Raw genomic sequence first — 14,172 nt, 5'->3', positions numbered from 1 at the left:
TTAAAAATTATCACAATTTTAATAAAAAATTAGTTAAACCGCCTATACATATTAAAATTTTTTATAAACAAAGGTCATTCTTCCTGGGATCGAGGTTGGTCAAGCTGTTACGTCCCGTGCTTCGTGCGCGGCATTTCCGCTAGGCAAACTGAGCTGGGTGAGAACCCGGCGGGCTTTAAATCGTTAATGGGCACTTACCGCCGATAGAGAGGAAAAAAGCTTCTTTGGCTGACGCGGCAAGTTTGTGTTTCATGCTCTGTTAAATGAATGTGAATTTTAGAGGTTTTTGGTTCTACGAATATGACGCCAAAGTTAAGTATTTTTATTAACAACATTTAAATATTTATTAAAAAAAATTAATAAATAATCGGTAAATGGCATATACTATTTGGCCGAATGAGCGTTACGGCACATTAAATTTTCAGAAATGGCGGAAGTGAAGTGAATTCACACCGAGGCGATTAAATACGGCCCGTTAACGTACACTCTTCGTGTATGCGTGCATTGCGCCACGAACTAACTTCACGTTAGTATATATACGTCAACAAGCCTCCGGCGGCTGGAACTTGTTTCGACCGCGGCTGTGCACTTAACGATTTGAAGATTACAACACAATCGCCGTCCCCGCCCCACCCGAAACCGCGTTCGCCAGCTCATCCGCATGGCAAATGGTCACCTGCTTCACGCCCGCATTCAATGCAGCGAATGCATTGTCCAGCTTCGGGATCATACCTTTATTAATGGCGCCGGATGCTTTATATTCTTCGTAAGTGGCGGGAATGAGCTTGCTGATCACGGCATCGTCGTCGTCCGGGTCGGAGAGGACGCCTTTTTTCTCGAAACAATAAATGAGGTTCACTTCGAATGCCTCGGACATGGCTACGGCGGTGGCGGAGGCCATGGTGTCGGCATTGGTGTTGAGGAGCAGGCCTTCGGCGCTGTATGTCAACGGGGCGATCACTGGCGTGAGATTGCTCGACAGGATGGCGCTGATTTGCGCGCCGTTCACTGCTTCGATGTCGCCTACGAAGCCGTAGTCGATCGTTTTTACAGGGCGTTTTACGGAACGGATAATGCCGCCGTCGGCGCCGGTGAGGCCGATGGCGTTGCAGCCGGCGGCTTGGAGCTGGGCTACGAGGTTTTTGTTAACCAGTCCTCCGTAAACCATCGTCACCACGTCCAGCATCGGCTGGTCGGTAATGCGGCGGCCATCGACCATCTGTGTTTCGATCTGCAATTTCGCGGCGATTTGCGTGGCTACCTTCCCGCCGCCGTGGACGAGGATTTTGGGGGCATCGAGCTGCGCAAATACTTGGAGAAAACGGGTACATGCTTCGGGATTATCGATCACATTACCGCCGATCTTGACAACGTATAAGGTCTGGGACATGTTAATAACTGTTAACTATTCTGGATTTGAGGCGACAAAGGTAGCCAAAACGCGAATCGGGGGAAAGGGAATTTCAAATGATGAATTTTTTTGTGAAAATTACGTTGGTTAAGAAAGCTCTATCAAAATTGTAGATTGATCGCCGGGCTGCCACACCAACGGATTTCCGACGCAAGCGAAGGGACCGTCCGCGCATGATTCCGGCCTAAGACATTACCCCAAAACATCGACATGAAACGCGGTATTTTATTCATTCTCAGCATTGTCCTCTTCGTCGCCGGCGTTGTGCAGGCGCAGATTCAGAAACCGAAGGCACGCTGGACATATTCTTTTTCCAAACCGGAAGTTAAAAAAGGCGAGACCGTCGACCTGGTTTTTACCGCAACCATCGACAAGGACTGGTACATGTATTCCTCCGATTTCGACCCGGACCTGGGCCCGGTGCTGACGACATTTACCTTCGAAAAAAACAACACCTTTGAAGTAGTAGGCAAGCTGAAGCCACAAAGCCCGAAGACCAAATTTGAGGAAGTATGGGGTGGAAATGTACGTTATTTTGAAGGAAAAGGGGTTTTTAAACAAACCGTAAAGATCCTGGCCGACAATCCGGTGATCAAAGGTGCTTCCGAATTCCAGACCTGCAGTCACGTAACGGGGCTTTGCATTGCCGGTGGTGAAGATTTCGAATTCAAGGGACTGAAAGTAGCCGCCGCCGGAGGGTCACAGCCTCATGTAGGCGCTGCGACACCCGCAAACACGCAATCAGGCGCTGCATCAGCGACCGAAACAGCCAAATCCGCAGCCACCACGTCATCGGGCGTAGCCACACCGGCATCGGCCTCCGCAGCAACTAACGACACTGCCATATCCATTTCCGCATCGGACAATCCCGCAGCCGCCGATAGTGCCAGCGCAGCAACTACTGCTCCAACCGCCTCCACCGAAGTTACCGCGGCCACCGACACGCCAGCCGACGGTTCGCTCTTAGGCTTTGCATTGGCTGCATTCCTGTCGGGTTTGGTGGCATTGCTTACCCCCTGCGTTTTCCCGATCATCCCGATGACCGTCAGCTTTTTCACCAACCAGGAAAAGGGCAAGTTCAAGGCATTATTATATGGTATTTCAATTATTCTCATCTATACATTAATAGGTACCGTCGTGTCGCGGCTGAATGGGCCGGCATTTGCAAACTTCCTCAGCACGCACTGGCTGCCTAACCTGCTGTTTTTCGCCATTTTCATCACGTTCGGGCTCTCGTTTCTGGGACTGTTCGAGATCGTGCTGCCGAGTGGGTTTGTGAATAAAATGGATCAAAAAGCAGATCAGGGAGGTTACGCAGGCGTGTTCTTCATGGCATTTACATTGGTGCTGGTATCATTCTCCTGCACCGGGCCCATCGTCGGCAGCTTGCTGGTGGCTTCGGCGGGCGGAGAAGTCGTGAAACCGATCGTGGGTATGGCGGCATTTTCGGCGGCATTTGCCATTCCATTCACCTCGTTCGCATTGTTTCCGCAATGGCTGAAATCGCTGCCCAAATCCGGCGGCTGGCTAAATGCGGTAAAGGTTGTTTTGGGCTTCCTGGAACTGGCATTGGCATTGAAATTTTTCAGCATCGCCGACCAGGTTTACCACTGGAATTTGTTGGATCGTGAGATTTACCTGGCGTTCTGGATCGTCATTTTCGCGTTGCTAGGCTTTTATTTGTTAGGTAAAATCCGCACGCCGCACGATTCACCCATTGAAAAAGTGAGCGTCCCGCGCCTGCTGCTCGCTATTGTGACATTCACATTTGTGGTATACATGATCCCCGGCATGTTCGGTGCGCCATTGAAAGCCCTGGCCGGTTACCTGCCGCCGCAATCGACATTGGATTTTGATCTGAGCAAAAGAAGTGCTGCCGCAACTACGCCTTCTGCATTAGCAGGGGAATCTCGCAAGTACGCCGACCTCTTCCATCTCCCCCACGAACTCGAAGGTTTCTACGATTACCAGGAAGCATTGGCCTACGCCAAAAAAGTGAACAAGCCCGTTTTCATCGACTTCACCGGCCACGGCTGCGTAAACTGCCGCGAAATGGAAGCCCGCGTGTGGGTAGATCCGGCGGTGTTGCAGCGGCTGAACAACGATTATGTGATCGTGGCGCTCTATGTGGACGACAAAACCGAGCTCCCCGAATCGCAATGGTACACCTCGAAATACGATAACAAGGTGAAGAAAACCATCGGCGCCCAGAATGCGGATTTGCAGATTGTGAAATACAACAACAACGCCCAGCCGCATTACTGCCTCGTGGATCATGAGGGGAATCTGCTGGTTTCGCCTAAAAACTACGATCTGGACCCTGCGAAGTTCGCAGCGTTTTTGGATAGCGGGAAGGCGGCTTTTGGGAAGAAGTAGTATTGAGGAAGTCGCGTTGCGACGCAACATGGGTAGAATTCAAGTCTATCTAGGCCCACGAATCCCGTGGCGATGCAAACGTTCATCTCTGGATTACTCCTATATTAGGATCAAAAAAATCCTGCTATGGAGCAAATCATTCAAATAGCGGCCCAATTTTTCCGGGACAAACCTGTCAAACGCGCTTACCTTTTCAGCTCCGCAGCCCCGCGGTGAGAATACCAGCGAAAGCGATGTTGACATTCTCGTAGACTTGGATTACGAAAACGGCGCTGACTTTTTCGCATTCATCGATATGCAGGAACAGCTCGCGGAGCTGCTGGCAGTCAAAGTGGATTTGGTCAGCTCCAACGGCCTGTCTTCACACATCAAACGTCAGACTGATCAGGAGAAGCAATTGATCTATGAAAAAATCTGACGGTGACCGCGCCAGCATTTATTCAACTCCCTCCACTACATCAAACCATCCCAGCACTTCTCGCTGACGAATAGCACATTCCGTGCAACGAAATCCGCATTCAAATTGCTCTGTATTGACCTATCCCCTATCATTACAGGATAATTACCAAACACTATTTCCATAAAACCGACCGAAACTATGCTCAAACGCTGGCTTACCGCGCTGACGCTGCTTACTACCTCAACGATTTTTGCCCAATCCATCCGGCCGCCGGCGACGCCGCTGGTGACCATTGATCCCTACACGAGCGTATGGTCGTTTGGCGATGAGCTCACGGGCTCCATCACGAAGCATTGGACCGGCAAGCCGCATCCGATGGACGGCCTCATCCGCGTCGACGGCAAGGCGTACCGCTTCATGGGCGCCGGCACAGCCGAGATGCGAATCATCCTCCCAACTGCCAAGCAGGAGCCCTACACTGCCAAATTCACCACCACCAAGCCGGACCCGAAATGGTGGTTCAAAGACGGCTATAATATCAGCACCTGGAAGCAGGGCCCCGCGCCATTCGGCACGCACGAGCGCAACGATGCCATGCTCAAAGGAGGCACCGAATTCCCGCAGGAACTTTGGTACCGCCGCGATTTCAACCTCACAAATGTCGATTTCGAGAAGCCTGTATTGAACATTTTCCACGACGATGATGTGCAGGTGTTCATCAACGGCGTGCCCGCTTACGATTGCGCGCCTTGTTTTACGAGCGATTATGAGTTCAAACCGATCAGTCCGGCGGCGGTGAAGGCATTGAAAAAGGGCAAAAACACGCTGGCTGCTTATGTGAAAAACGGCGCCGGGCCGGGCTACATTGATGTGGGCCTGGCCGATGAAATTGCCCCGAAAGGTGCAGATGCCATTGCGCCTGCCAAGCAAACCGGCTTTGAAATGACGGCTACGCAATCCATTTACCATTTCGAAGCGGGCCCCGTGCAGCTCACTGTCCAGTTCGTGGCGCCGCTGGTGATGAAGAACCTCGACCTCATTTCCCGCCCCGTGAATTACATTGTTTACGAAGTGAAGTCGTCCGACGGCAAGCAGCACGATGTAAGCATTCTCAATGCGGTTTCCGGACTTTGGGCGGTGCATGACGCCACCCAGTCGGTCACCGGCAAAGAGGCGAACCAGGATGGTTTGACCACATTATCCCTTGCGAATACGGTTCAAAATCTGCTGGCCAGAAAGGGCGACGACGTCCGCATTGACTGGGGCCAGGCTTACCTGTCGGCTCCGGCGGCAGCGGTAAAAGGCTCCGCCATCGGCATCCCGACCGATATCATCAAAGAATTTGCCTCCAAAGGCTCGCTGAGCACCGATCAGGCCGGCACGGCATTGGCGGATGCGAAATCAATGGGATTGATACTGAATGCAGGCAAAGTAGGCAGCGAAAGCAAGCAGCTGCATGCATTGGTGGGCTATGACGACGGCTATTCGGTGCAATATTTTGGCCAAAACCTCCGTCCGTGGTGGAACCGCGAGGGCAACAAAACCATCGCAGAAGAGCTGAAAAGCGCCGAAACCGATTTCACTAAAATCCTCCTCGCCTGCGAGCAGACTGACAAAACCATTTACGACGACGCATTCAAAGCCGGCGGCAAGCAGTATGCCGAGCTATGCGTATTGGCATACCGTCAGGCCATTTCAGCCCACAAGCTCGTCGCCGACCCAAGCGGCACGCCATTGTTTTTCTCCAAAGAAAATTTCAGCAACGGCTCTATTGGAACGGTCGATATCACTTATCCATCGGCGCCATTGTTCCTGCTTTATAACCCGACGCTGCTCAAAGGCATGATGGAGCCCATCTTCTATTATTCCGAAAGCGGCAAATGGACCAAGCCTTTCGCTGCGCACGACGTGGGCACCTACCCTCTCGCCAATGGCCAGACCTACGGCGAGGACATGCCCGTGGAAGAAGCCGGTAACATGCTCATCCTCACCTACGCCATCACCAAAGCCGAGGGTAACACGGATTTCGCCAAAAAGCATTGGCAAACCCTCACCGTGTGGGCCAATTACCTGAAAAAAGAAGGCTTCGACCCTGCCAACCAGCTCTGCACCGACGATTTCGCGGGCCACCTCGCCCGGAACACGAACCTGTCGATCAAAGCCATCATGGGTCTCGCCTCTTACGCCAAGCTCGCCGAACAACTCGGCGACACCCAGCAAGCCACCGAAGTAAATGCATTAACCAAAGACTTCGCCCAAAAATGGATGCAAATGGCCGCCGACGGCAACCACTACGCGTTGACCTTCGACAAAAAAGGCACTTGGAGCCAGAAATACAACCTCGTCTGGGACAAGCTCCTCGGCCTGAACGTGTTCCCCGCCACCGTAGCCCAAAAGGAAATGGCCTATTACCTCACCAAACAGCAACCGTTCGGCCTCCCACTCGACAGCCGCAAAACGTACACCAAATCCGACTGGATCGTCTGGACGGCCACATTAGCTGAAAAGCCGGAAGACTTCCAGGCGCTGATTGCGCCGGTGTTTAAATATGCTAATGGCACTACCGATCGCATTCCATTATCCGACTGGCATGAGACTACCAATGGGAAATCGGTTGGTTTTCGGGCGCGGTCTGTGGTTGGGGGCTATTGGATGAAGGTGCTTGGGGAGAAGTGGAAGTAGTAAGCTTCGCTTAGTCGTGAAGTCAAGGGGTCAGAAGTTGTCAGGTTTTGGCGATTTCTGGCCCTTTTTAGAAATCATAACTAACCCCATCCGGAAGCGCTTCCACAGCGACTTTCATCCACTTCCCTTTGATTTTGATCACTACGATGTCGCGATCCTTATCGTAAAAGATCGTCCCATCCCCGCCGTTTTTCAGCTCTTTGTAATTGACATATTTGGCATCTTTCTCCGCATTCTGTTCATCGTCACCGTTCGGCTTTGTGGCCGAAACATCTTCTTTTCCGATCGCACCGAGCGTTAATGCGTTGGTCAGTTTGAGCGAGCCGTAGAACAGCGCCTTGTCGCGCCCGAACATAAATGAATGCTGCCGAACGTCGGAGCCGATTTTAAACCAGTTGTAGGCCGTCTCGTCGTGGTTATAGACCGTCGAGTAATAGTAAAGCTCTGCCACCGGTCGCTCAGCCTCGATATGTTTATTGACAAGCATGGTGATGCGCGACTTATCGTCTTTCGCATACCCTTCAAACACGTGATATCCCCATCGCTTCCGGTTCCGTTCCTCTGCATTACCGCGCACCTGAATCATGTACGGCGTGCTCAGGATGCCGTCAACGGTCGTGTACATCGGTGTTTTATCTCGTGCAAAACCAAAGCTATATCCCCGCTCCTTCCACCGAAACCATGTCGTATCAATATCCGACCGAAGTTCCAAACGTTTATAGGCGGATTGCTCGCTTCCCTGGATCAGTTGCACGTACGGCTTTTGAGGGTTCGCCTCAGTGGTTTGCTGTGCAAGGACACTGGTGCTGATAAGCAGGATCAGGCTTGGAAGAATATATTGTTTCATATTTAGAGCGGAACACGGTTGGAGCTATGACAGGTTTTGATCCTTGTAAATTTAACGCGCGATGTTAAATCTGCAAGTTGATTTCCAAGTTGATCGACTTTGCCGGACTTTTGCGGACATTTTTTAGTTTTTGTAACAATTCACTAACTTAACGGCACGAAGTGCAGGACAACGCCTACCTTCACTACTCAACATGGACTCGCCGTTCCCCTACCGATTGACCACCGCCCGGAAAATGAAGGGATTGTCACTACAAAAATTGGCTATTATGCTAGGGAGACCATTTAACAAACAACTACTGCACAGGCTGGAAAACGGTAGCCAGGTGCCCAATGGCAATCAGTTGATCAAACTGAGTAATGCACTTGACCAGCCGCTTGACTATTTTCTGAAACCTTCTTTTGCAACGGTTGCTGAACTCGACTCGAAGAAAATCCAAAAAGCAGGAAAAAAGGCGGGCGGACGCGTTCTCGAGTTGGCGAGCGATTACTTTGAGCGATTTCTGGAACTCGAAGATTTGCTTGGAATTAAGCATCAAACTCAGTGGCCATTTCAAAGCGTGAAACTGGTGCCAGGCGATTATGCGGCAATAAACCAAGCCGCATTGCATGTTCGCCAGATGATCTGGAACGTAGGAACCGGTCCATTGCACAACATTAGCGGCATTTTGGAAACGAATGGGTTGAAAGTTCTTATGGTTTCAGAAGAATCGCTGCCCGAGGCCACATTTGATGGATTCTCCACCATTGTCAGCGGAGAAAAAGGTTGCATTGTAGTCAACGAGAACCCGGCTATCCCGCTTGTCAGGAAACGCTTTATATTGCTTCGGGAATTCGTAAATCTGTACATCGACGTCTCGGAGCTGGAAACGAAGGAAGCTAAGACCGTTTGCGATGCTTTTGCAGGGGCACTGTTAGCACCGAGATTGTCGTTGATCGAAGCCTTTGGGGAGTACCGTACCTCAATTCATATCACTGAACTTTTACTTTTTCAGCGCATTCATGGTGCTCCGATCAGCGTGATTTTATCAGCACTCCGGCAAAACGGGATCATTTCCCAATCCCACTTTACCGAACAAATGGTTCAATATAATGCAGGGTTGAAAGCCCACGATGGCGGCAGCTTTGCGGGAATTGAGGAACCATACCGATTTCAGCAACTTCTTCTCCGAGCACTGGCTTGTGGAATTGTCTCCGAAAGCAAAGCCGCCTCGCTGATGAACATGAAAGTCGCGGAATTCAGGGAATATTTAGACAAGATGCTGGATGAGAATAGCGGTCACTGATACCAACATTTTCATCGACCTCATCAAGATCAACCTGTTCAAAATCGGCGTCAGCATAACGACGACCGAAGAAGTCATCAACGAACTGCTGGGATATCAACAAGCTGTTTTGTCGCCATTCATTGAAAGCGGTAATCTCATTGTTTCCAGTTTTTCCGCCGACGACATCAGGCTGATCGAGAGTTGGCCGATTCCCCGTGGGCTGTCCGTCGTCGACACGGGTTTGTTTTTGTTTGCCAAGACTGGCGAAGATTATTTGATTCTCACCAACGACCAACTCTTGCGTAGCACGTGTCAACATTACCACATTGAAGTGCATGGGATGCTTTGGCTTATGGACTTGTTTTTCGAACAGGGCCTCTCGACGGGATTGGAACTTTGCGAAGCATTGAGCCTGCTCATGAAAGGTTTTCATCGGCTGCCTCTCTTAGAATGCAAGATTAGGCTTAACCAATGGTCGCCTTGATAATGGGTTATCTCATTTGCAACCTAAGATAGCTCATGTTGAAATTACTTACAGTTCCCGATAAAGAAGCTTTAAAGTTTTGCCCTGTTATGGTGCGGGAACTGCGAAAGCCACCCGAATGCTTTTACTGTGCATTAGGACACCTAAAACAGGGCACATTTTCCATCTTCCAGTACTTACAGCAATTCTTTTCGCGAAATATATGCGGCGCGCATAATCTTATAACCCTCAATGCATTTACATTCCAGAAATTGACCGGCAGATAATCGCAGTAACATCTTCTTGCATTTTTTACGCCGCTTTCCCAACTTACGCCTACCTAAAAATTGTAACATCATGAAGAATCTTGCTAGCATTGCCCTGCGATGGTGTGGGTGTGGCGAAAGCCCCCCGGACGTAGTTACATACGTTAGGTCACCTTAGGCAGGGCATTATTTTTCCAACCTAAAAATTGTAAAATAATGACAACATCAACACACACAGCCGAATTTACGGATTCGGTATGCCTTGCCTATGGCAGGCAAGTACAGGAACTTTTAAACGCAGGCAGCCCTTCCGAAATGCTGGATCATCTGTGGTCGATTTACAGCGATGCAATGGCATTTCAGCAAGAAGCGGGCTACAATCCGCGTGTTAGTGACATTTTCATGACTTTCCGGGAGCTGATCTTCTTCATGCAGCGCATTGAAAGTGTGAAAGCGTGATTGTAAATGAAGGGCTCAGGAATCGCCAATCCTTCGACTTCTGAGCCCTTTTAATAGTTGATTTCAAGCCTTCTGCTCATTCCCAGGATTATGTCTTGCGAAATTTGGTTAAATTGTCATTACAACTGACGACGCGACAATGAAAATTGAAAGACAAAACGAAGACATCGTCATACGGCTCAACGCTTCCCTCATCAATATGGAGGAAGTACAAAAGCTTACCAGCTATTTCCGCTTCATCGAATCCAACGCCCGAAATGCCGGAACGGAGGAAGAGGCCGCAGAACTCGCACGTGAAGTGCATAGCACATGGTGGGCGGAGAACCGTAGCCGTTTTATCACGTGATTATAGTTGTAGACGTAAACATCATTTTCAGTGCCCTCATCACGCCAGATGGTAAACTGGCCAAAATTCTCACCCATCCCGATTTACCTGCCCGGCGCATAAGCTGCTATTATGCGGTTGTAGAGCTTTTCAAGCATCAATCCAAAATTGTAAAGTATTCAAAGAAATCAGTTGATGAAGTCATCGATGACCTATTCGATGTGCTCACCAGCATGCACCTTTACAATGAAACATTAATAGAGCCTGAGCATTGGAAAGAAGCGGAACGGCTCACAGCAGGCGTTGATTCATTTGACATTAACTATGTGGCTCTCGCCTTGCAAACAGGCGCCATGCTATGGACCGGCGATAAGAAGCTGGTCGATCACCTGCGTAAGATGGGCTTCGAGCGAACGATCAGCACGGCCGAATTGTATGATGCATTGCTATAAAAACGCCCCGCTATCAACCGACAGCGGGGCGTTTCATTCATCTCCATGCCACCCGACATGATCATTGGGCGCCAGCACCAAGGCATCATCAAGCCTCCAAAACCAACTCCTCCCTATTCTTCCGCTTCTTCCGCTTGGCAAGCTTCTCCTTAATCCTATCCACCACATAATAAGCACTAGGAACCAGGAACAAAGTCAAAAGCAAGGAACTGGTCAACCCCCCAATGATCACCCAAGCCATCCCATTCTTCACCTCAGCACCGTCACCGGAGGCCAATGCGATCGGCAGCATACCCGCAATCATCGCGATGGTAGTCATCAAGATCGGACGTAAACGTTCCTTACCCGCTTCGATCAGCGCTTCTTTCAATGCATAACCTTCTTCTTTCAGCTGATTCGCAAAGTCCACGATCAAAATCGCGTTTTTGGCTACCAGACCGAGGAGCATGATCATACCCACAATCGAGAAGATCGTCAAGCTTTCCATGGTCAAAGCCAGGGCGGTCAATGCGCCTACGAGGGCTACCGGGATCGAGAAGAGTACCACGAATGGATAAATGGTACTTTCATAAAGCGCCACCATGATGAGGTAGATCAAAATGATACCCAGGAGCAATGCCGCGCCGAGGCTGCCGAATGCGTCGGCCTGGTTTTTCAGGTCACCGCGGTATTCGATGCTGATGCCTTCGGGGAGCTTCACGCTGGCCATTTTGGCCTGGATGTCGGCACCGATCGAGCCGGATGGACGGCCGATTACCTGCGAGTTGATCGTGATCGACGACAGGCGGTCGATGCGTTGAAGGACGCTTTCGCCCATGCCTTCTTTCACGGTCGCGAACTGAGCGAGCTCGAAAGTCTGGCCCTGGTTGTTCACGAAAGTGAGCTGGCGGATGTCATCGGCTTTCGAACGGTCGATCTGGTCGAGGTTCACCATGATGTCGTACTCCTTACCATTCTGTTTGAACTTCGAACGGTCGTCGCCGCGGAAGGCGGTTTGCAAGGTCGCTCCCACTTCGGCGGCATTGATGCCGAGCTGCGCCATTTTCTCCCGGTCGAGGGTCACGCCTACTTCCGGTTTCGGGTCGTCCACCGAGTAATCCACGTTGGAAGTTCCCGGCACGGAAGCCACGATTTCCTTCACTTGCGCGGCCGTTTTGCGGATCACGGTCATGTCCGTACCTTTTACGGCCACCTGGATCGGCGCCTGGTTGGCATTACCGGTAATCGAAGTCGGCGCCACGGTCACTTTTACGCCCGGGATTTGCAATACCTCTTTTTCAATGCTTTGACCAAATTCTTCGGAAGAAACCGTACGCTCTTTCTTATCGACCAATTGCACAGTCAAATCGGCAATGTTGCTGTTGGAAGTGGTTCCCAAACCGGTGCTGCTGTAACCGACATTGGTAAATACCTTGGTCACTTCGGGTTTGGCCAAAAGGATTTTCTCCACACGCTGCGCTACCTGGTTGGTTTGGTAAACGGACGCCGTCGGCGCGAGTTCAATCGACACATTCAACTCGCCGCGGTCGCTTTGCTGCATGAATGCCGCTCCCACGAACCCGCCCGGTACCAACGCAATCGACCCGATGATCAATGCCAGAGAAAGCAGGAAAATGTAGCGCTTGTGGCCCAGCACCCAGGTGAGGATGCGACCGTATTCTTCTTTGATATTATCCAGAAATTTCTCGAAACCAAGGTTCAAACGGCCCCAAAGCGTGTTTTTATCCAAAACCTCCACCTTACCGAAACGCGATGCAAGCAGCGGCGTCAAGGTGAATGACACGAGCAAACTCATCAATGTCGAGAACACGACTACGAGCGAGAACTCGCGCAAAATATTACCGATGAGGCCCTGCGTCAATGCGAGCGGCACGAATACCACCACGTCCACCAGGGTAATGGCCAATGCGGTGAAACCAATCTCGGCCCGACCATCCAATGCGGCTTGCCAGCGGCTTTTGCCCATTTCCATGTGGCGGTTGATGTTTTCCAACACCACAATCGAGTCATCGACGAGGATACCCACCACGAGCGAGAGCGCCATGAGCGTCATCAGGTTCAGCGAGAAGCCCATTACGCTCATCAGAATGAACGTCGGGATCATCGACGACGGCAACGCCACGAGGATGAACATCGAGCTCCGGAAGCTGTGAAGGAACAATAGCATCACGACTGACACAATCAACACGGCGAGTCCAAGGTCAAATACCACGGCGTCGGCCGATGCCAATGTGTAAATGGACTGGTCAGAGGCGATGTTAAATTTCAAACCCTGCGACGCATATTGCTTTTCCAGGCTCGTCAGGCGCTCGCGGGTGAGCTTGCTCACGTCCACCGCGTTCGCATCGGATTGTTTCTGGATTTGCAATGCCACCGACGGACGGCCATTGATGTGATTCACCGCCGTAGCATCGGCCACGCCGTCATACACCTCGGCAATGTCCCTCAAAAAGACCTGTCCGCCATTCGAAGATTTACCTACGATTACATTTCTCAGATTTTCAACCGTAGTGAGCTTGGCATCGAAACGGATGGACAACTGGTCGTCCTGGGTTTTCACCTGGCCGGCCGGGTAAGAAGTGTTTGCATTGTTGATCGCGGCCGAAACCTGGCTGATCGACAAATGGTAAGCCTTCAATTTATCCTGACTGATATTCACCTGGATCTGGCGCTCGGTACCACCGATAATGGTCACCTGCCCCACACCCGCCACGTTCGAAAGCTGCGGTTTCAGCTTGTCGTCGATCAGGTCGTACAATGCAGAGGGCGACAGGTTCGCCGTCACACCCATTCTCAAAACCGGGATTTCGTCGGTCGAGAATTTGTTGATCACGGGGCGGTCGGCGTCGTCGGGCAGGAGCGAAATCACCTGCTCCACTTTCCGCTGCGCTTCCTGCTGCGCCAAATCGACGCTAATGCCCTGCTTGAGCTGGATAATCACGGACGATACCCCTTCCTGCGAAGTCGAGTTGATCTGGTCCAGACCTTCAATGGCCGACACAGCATCCTCGATATGCTTCGTCACATTCGTTTCGACTTCGTCCGCGGAAGCACCGCGGTAGGTCGTCATCACGCTCACAACATTGGCCTCGAATTTAGGCAACAGGTTGTAAGACAATTGGTTGTAGCTGATCAACCCGAATAGTACCAGTACGACGAATACTACGGTGATGAAGAGCGGTCTCTTTACGGCTACTTCGGTAATTGACATAATTCTTTCAGTT

At 50.9% G+C, this 14,172-nt stretch carries 11 protein-coding genes; 8 read left to right on the top strand and 3 right to left on the bottom strand.

What is annotated here, in order from left to right; all coding sequences use genetic code 11:
- Nucleotides 1-604 precede the first annotated feature (604 nt).
- Nucleotides 605-1,390, bottom strand: coding sequence for an acetylglutamate kinase (argB, locus tag DFER_RS20770; protein ID WP_015813620.1), 786 nt, complete (start codon nt 1,388-1,390; stop codon nt 605-607).
- Nucleotides 1,391-1,621: 231 nt separating this feature from the next.
- Between argB and DFER_RS20765 the strand changes: the two genes are divergently transcribed.
- The 3 genes from DFER_RS20765 (at nt 1,622) to DFER_RS20755 (ending at nt 6,869) form a co-directional block, all read left to right on the top strand.
- On the top strand, nt 1,622-3,787 hold the full coding sequence (locus tag DFER_RS20765) for a protein-disulfide reductase DsbD family protein (RefSeq protein WP_015813619.1): 2,166 nt from the start codon (nt 1,622-1,624) through the stop codon (nt 3,785-3,787).
- A 253-nt stretch (nt 3,788-4,040) separates the two neighbouring features.
- On the top strand, nt 4,041-4,205 hold the full coding sequence (locus tag DFER_RS30605) for a hypothetical protein (protein ID WP_229206070.1): 165 nt from the start codon (nt 4,041-4,043) through the stop codon (nt 4,203-4,205).
- A gap of 180 nt (nt 4,206-4,385) precedes the next feature.
- Nucleotides 4,386-6,869 carry a glutaminase family protein gene (locus tag DFER_RS20755; protein WP_015813617.1) on the top strand — a complete coding sequence of 828 codons (2,484 nt, stop codon included), beginning with the start codon at nt 4,386-4,388 and terminating at the stop codon, nt 6,867-6,869.
- Nucleotides 6,870-6,936: 67 nt separating this feature from the next.
- On the opposite strand, the gene DFER_RS20750 is transcribed toward DFER_RS20755, so the two are convergent.
- Nucleotides 6,937-7,716 carry a hypothetical protein gene (locus tag DFER_RS20750; protein WP_015813616.1) on the bottom strand — a complete coding sequence of 260 codons (780 nt, stop codon included), beginning with the start codon at nt 7,714-7,716 and terminating at the stop codon, nt 6,937-6,939.
- Between the two features lie 193 nt (nt 7,717-7,909).
- Here DFER_RS20750 and DFER_RS20745 point away from each other — a divergent pair, with 193 nt between their 5' ends.
- From DFER_RS20745 to DFER_RS20720, 5 genes are all read left to right on the top strand, one after another.
- Nucleotides 7,910-9,001 carry a helix-turn-helix domain-containing protein gene (locus DFER_RS20745; RefSeq protein WP_015813615.1) on the top strand — a complete coding sequence of 364 codons (1,092 nt, stop codon included), beginning with the start codon at nt 7,910-7,912 and terminating at the stop codon, nt 8,999-9,001.
- Entirely contained in the window at nt 8,982-9,467 is a 486-nt protein-coding gene (locus DFER_RS20740; RefSeq protein ID WP_015813614.1) for a PIN domain-containing protein, read from the top strand. Before DFER_RS20745 ends, DFER_RS20740 begins: the two co-directional genes overlap by 20 nt.
- Before the next feature lie 461 nt (nt 9,468-9,928).
- Nucleotides 9,929-10,171 carry a hypothetical protein gene (locus DFER_RS20730; protein ID WP_015813613.1) on the top strand — a complete coding sequence of 81 codons (243 nt, stop codon included), beginning with the start codon at nt 9,929-9,931 and terminating at the stop codon, nt 10,169-10,171.
- Between the two features lie 139 nt (nt 10,172-10,310).
- Nucleotides 10,311-10,517: a hypothetical protein gene (locus tag DFER_RS20725; RefSeq protein WP_015813612.1), complete on the top strand. Its 207-nt coding sequence runs from the start codon at nt 10,311-10,313 to the stop codon at nt 10,515-10,517.
- Nucleotides 10,514-10,948 carry a PIN domain-containing protein gene (locus tag DFER_RS20720; protein WP_015813611.1) on the top strand — a complete coding sequence of 145 codons (435 nt, stop codon included), beginning with the start codon at nt 10,514-10,516 and terminating at the stop codon, nt 10,946-10,948. Before DFER_RS20725 ends, DFER_RS20720 begins: the two co-directional genes overlap by 4 nt.
- 88 nt (nt 10,949-11,036) lie before the next feature.
- Here the strand turns inward: DFER_RS20720 and DFER_RS20715 are convergent, their stop codons facing one another.
- The gene (locus DFER_RS20715; protein ID WP_015813610.1) at nt 11,037-14,159 is read right to left on the bottom strand and encodes an efflux RND transporter permease subunit; all 3,123 of its coding nucleotides are present in this window, start codon (nt 14,157-14,159) and stop codon (nt 11,037-11,039) included.
- Between the last annotated feature and the right edge of the window lie 13 nt (nt 14,160-14,172).

Origin of the sequence: Dyadobacter fermentans DSM 18053, assembly GCF_000023125.1 — a bacterium.
Taxonomy (GTDB): domain Bacteria; phylum Bacteroidota; class Bacteroidia; order Cytophagales; family Spirosomataceae; genus Dyadobacter; species Dyadobacter fermentans.
The sequence above is the reverse complement of the archived record's forward strand: the minus strand, read 5'-3'. Positions and strand labels throughout refer to the sequence as shown.

Coding starts and splice junctions, on each gene's coding strand:
- argB (WP_015813620.1), bottom strand. CDS start 1,390: ATGTCCCAGACCTTATACGTTGTCAAGATCGGCGGTAATGTGATCGAT.
- DFER_RS20765 (WP_015813619.1), top strand. CDS start 1,622: ATGAAACGCGGTATTTTATTCATTCTCAGCATTGTCCTCTTCGTCGCC.
- DFER_RS20755 (WP_015813617.1), top strand. CDS start 4,386: ATGCTCAAACGCTGGCTTACCGCGCTGACGCTGCTTACTACCTCAACG.
- DFER_RS20750 (WP_015813616.1), bottom strand. CDS start 7,716: ATGAAACAATATATTCTTCCAAGCCTGATCCTGCTTATCAGCACCAGT.
- DFER_RS20745 (WP_015813615.1), top strand. CDS start 7,910: ATGGACTCGCCGTTCCCCTACCGATTGACCACCGCCCGGAAAATGAAG.
- DFER_RS20740 (WP_015813614.1), top strand. CDS start 8,982: ATGAGAATAGCGGTCACTGATACCAACATTTTCATCGACCTCATCAAG.
- DFER_RS20730 (WP_015813613.1), top strand. CDS start 9,929: ATGACAACATCAACACACACAGCCGAATTTACGGATTCGGTATGCCTT.
- DFER_RS20725 (WP_015813612.1), top strand. CDS start 10,311: ATGAAAATTGAAAGACAAAACGAAGACATCGTCATACGGCTCAACGCT.
- DFER_RS20715 (WP_015813610.1), bottom strand. CDS start 14,159: ATGTCAATTACCGAAGTAGCCGTAAAGAGACCGCTCTTCATCACCGTA.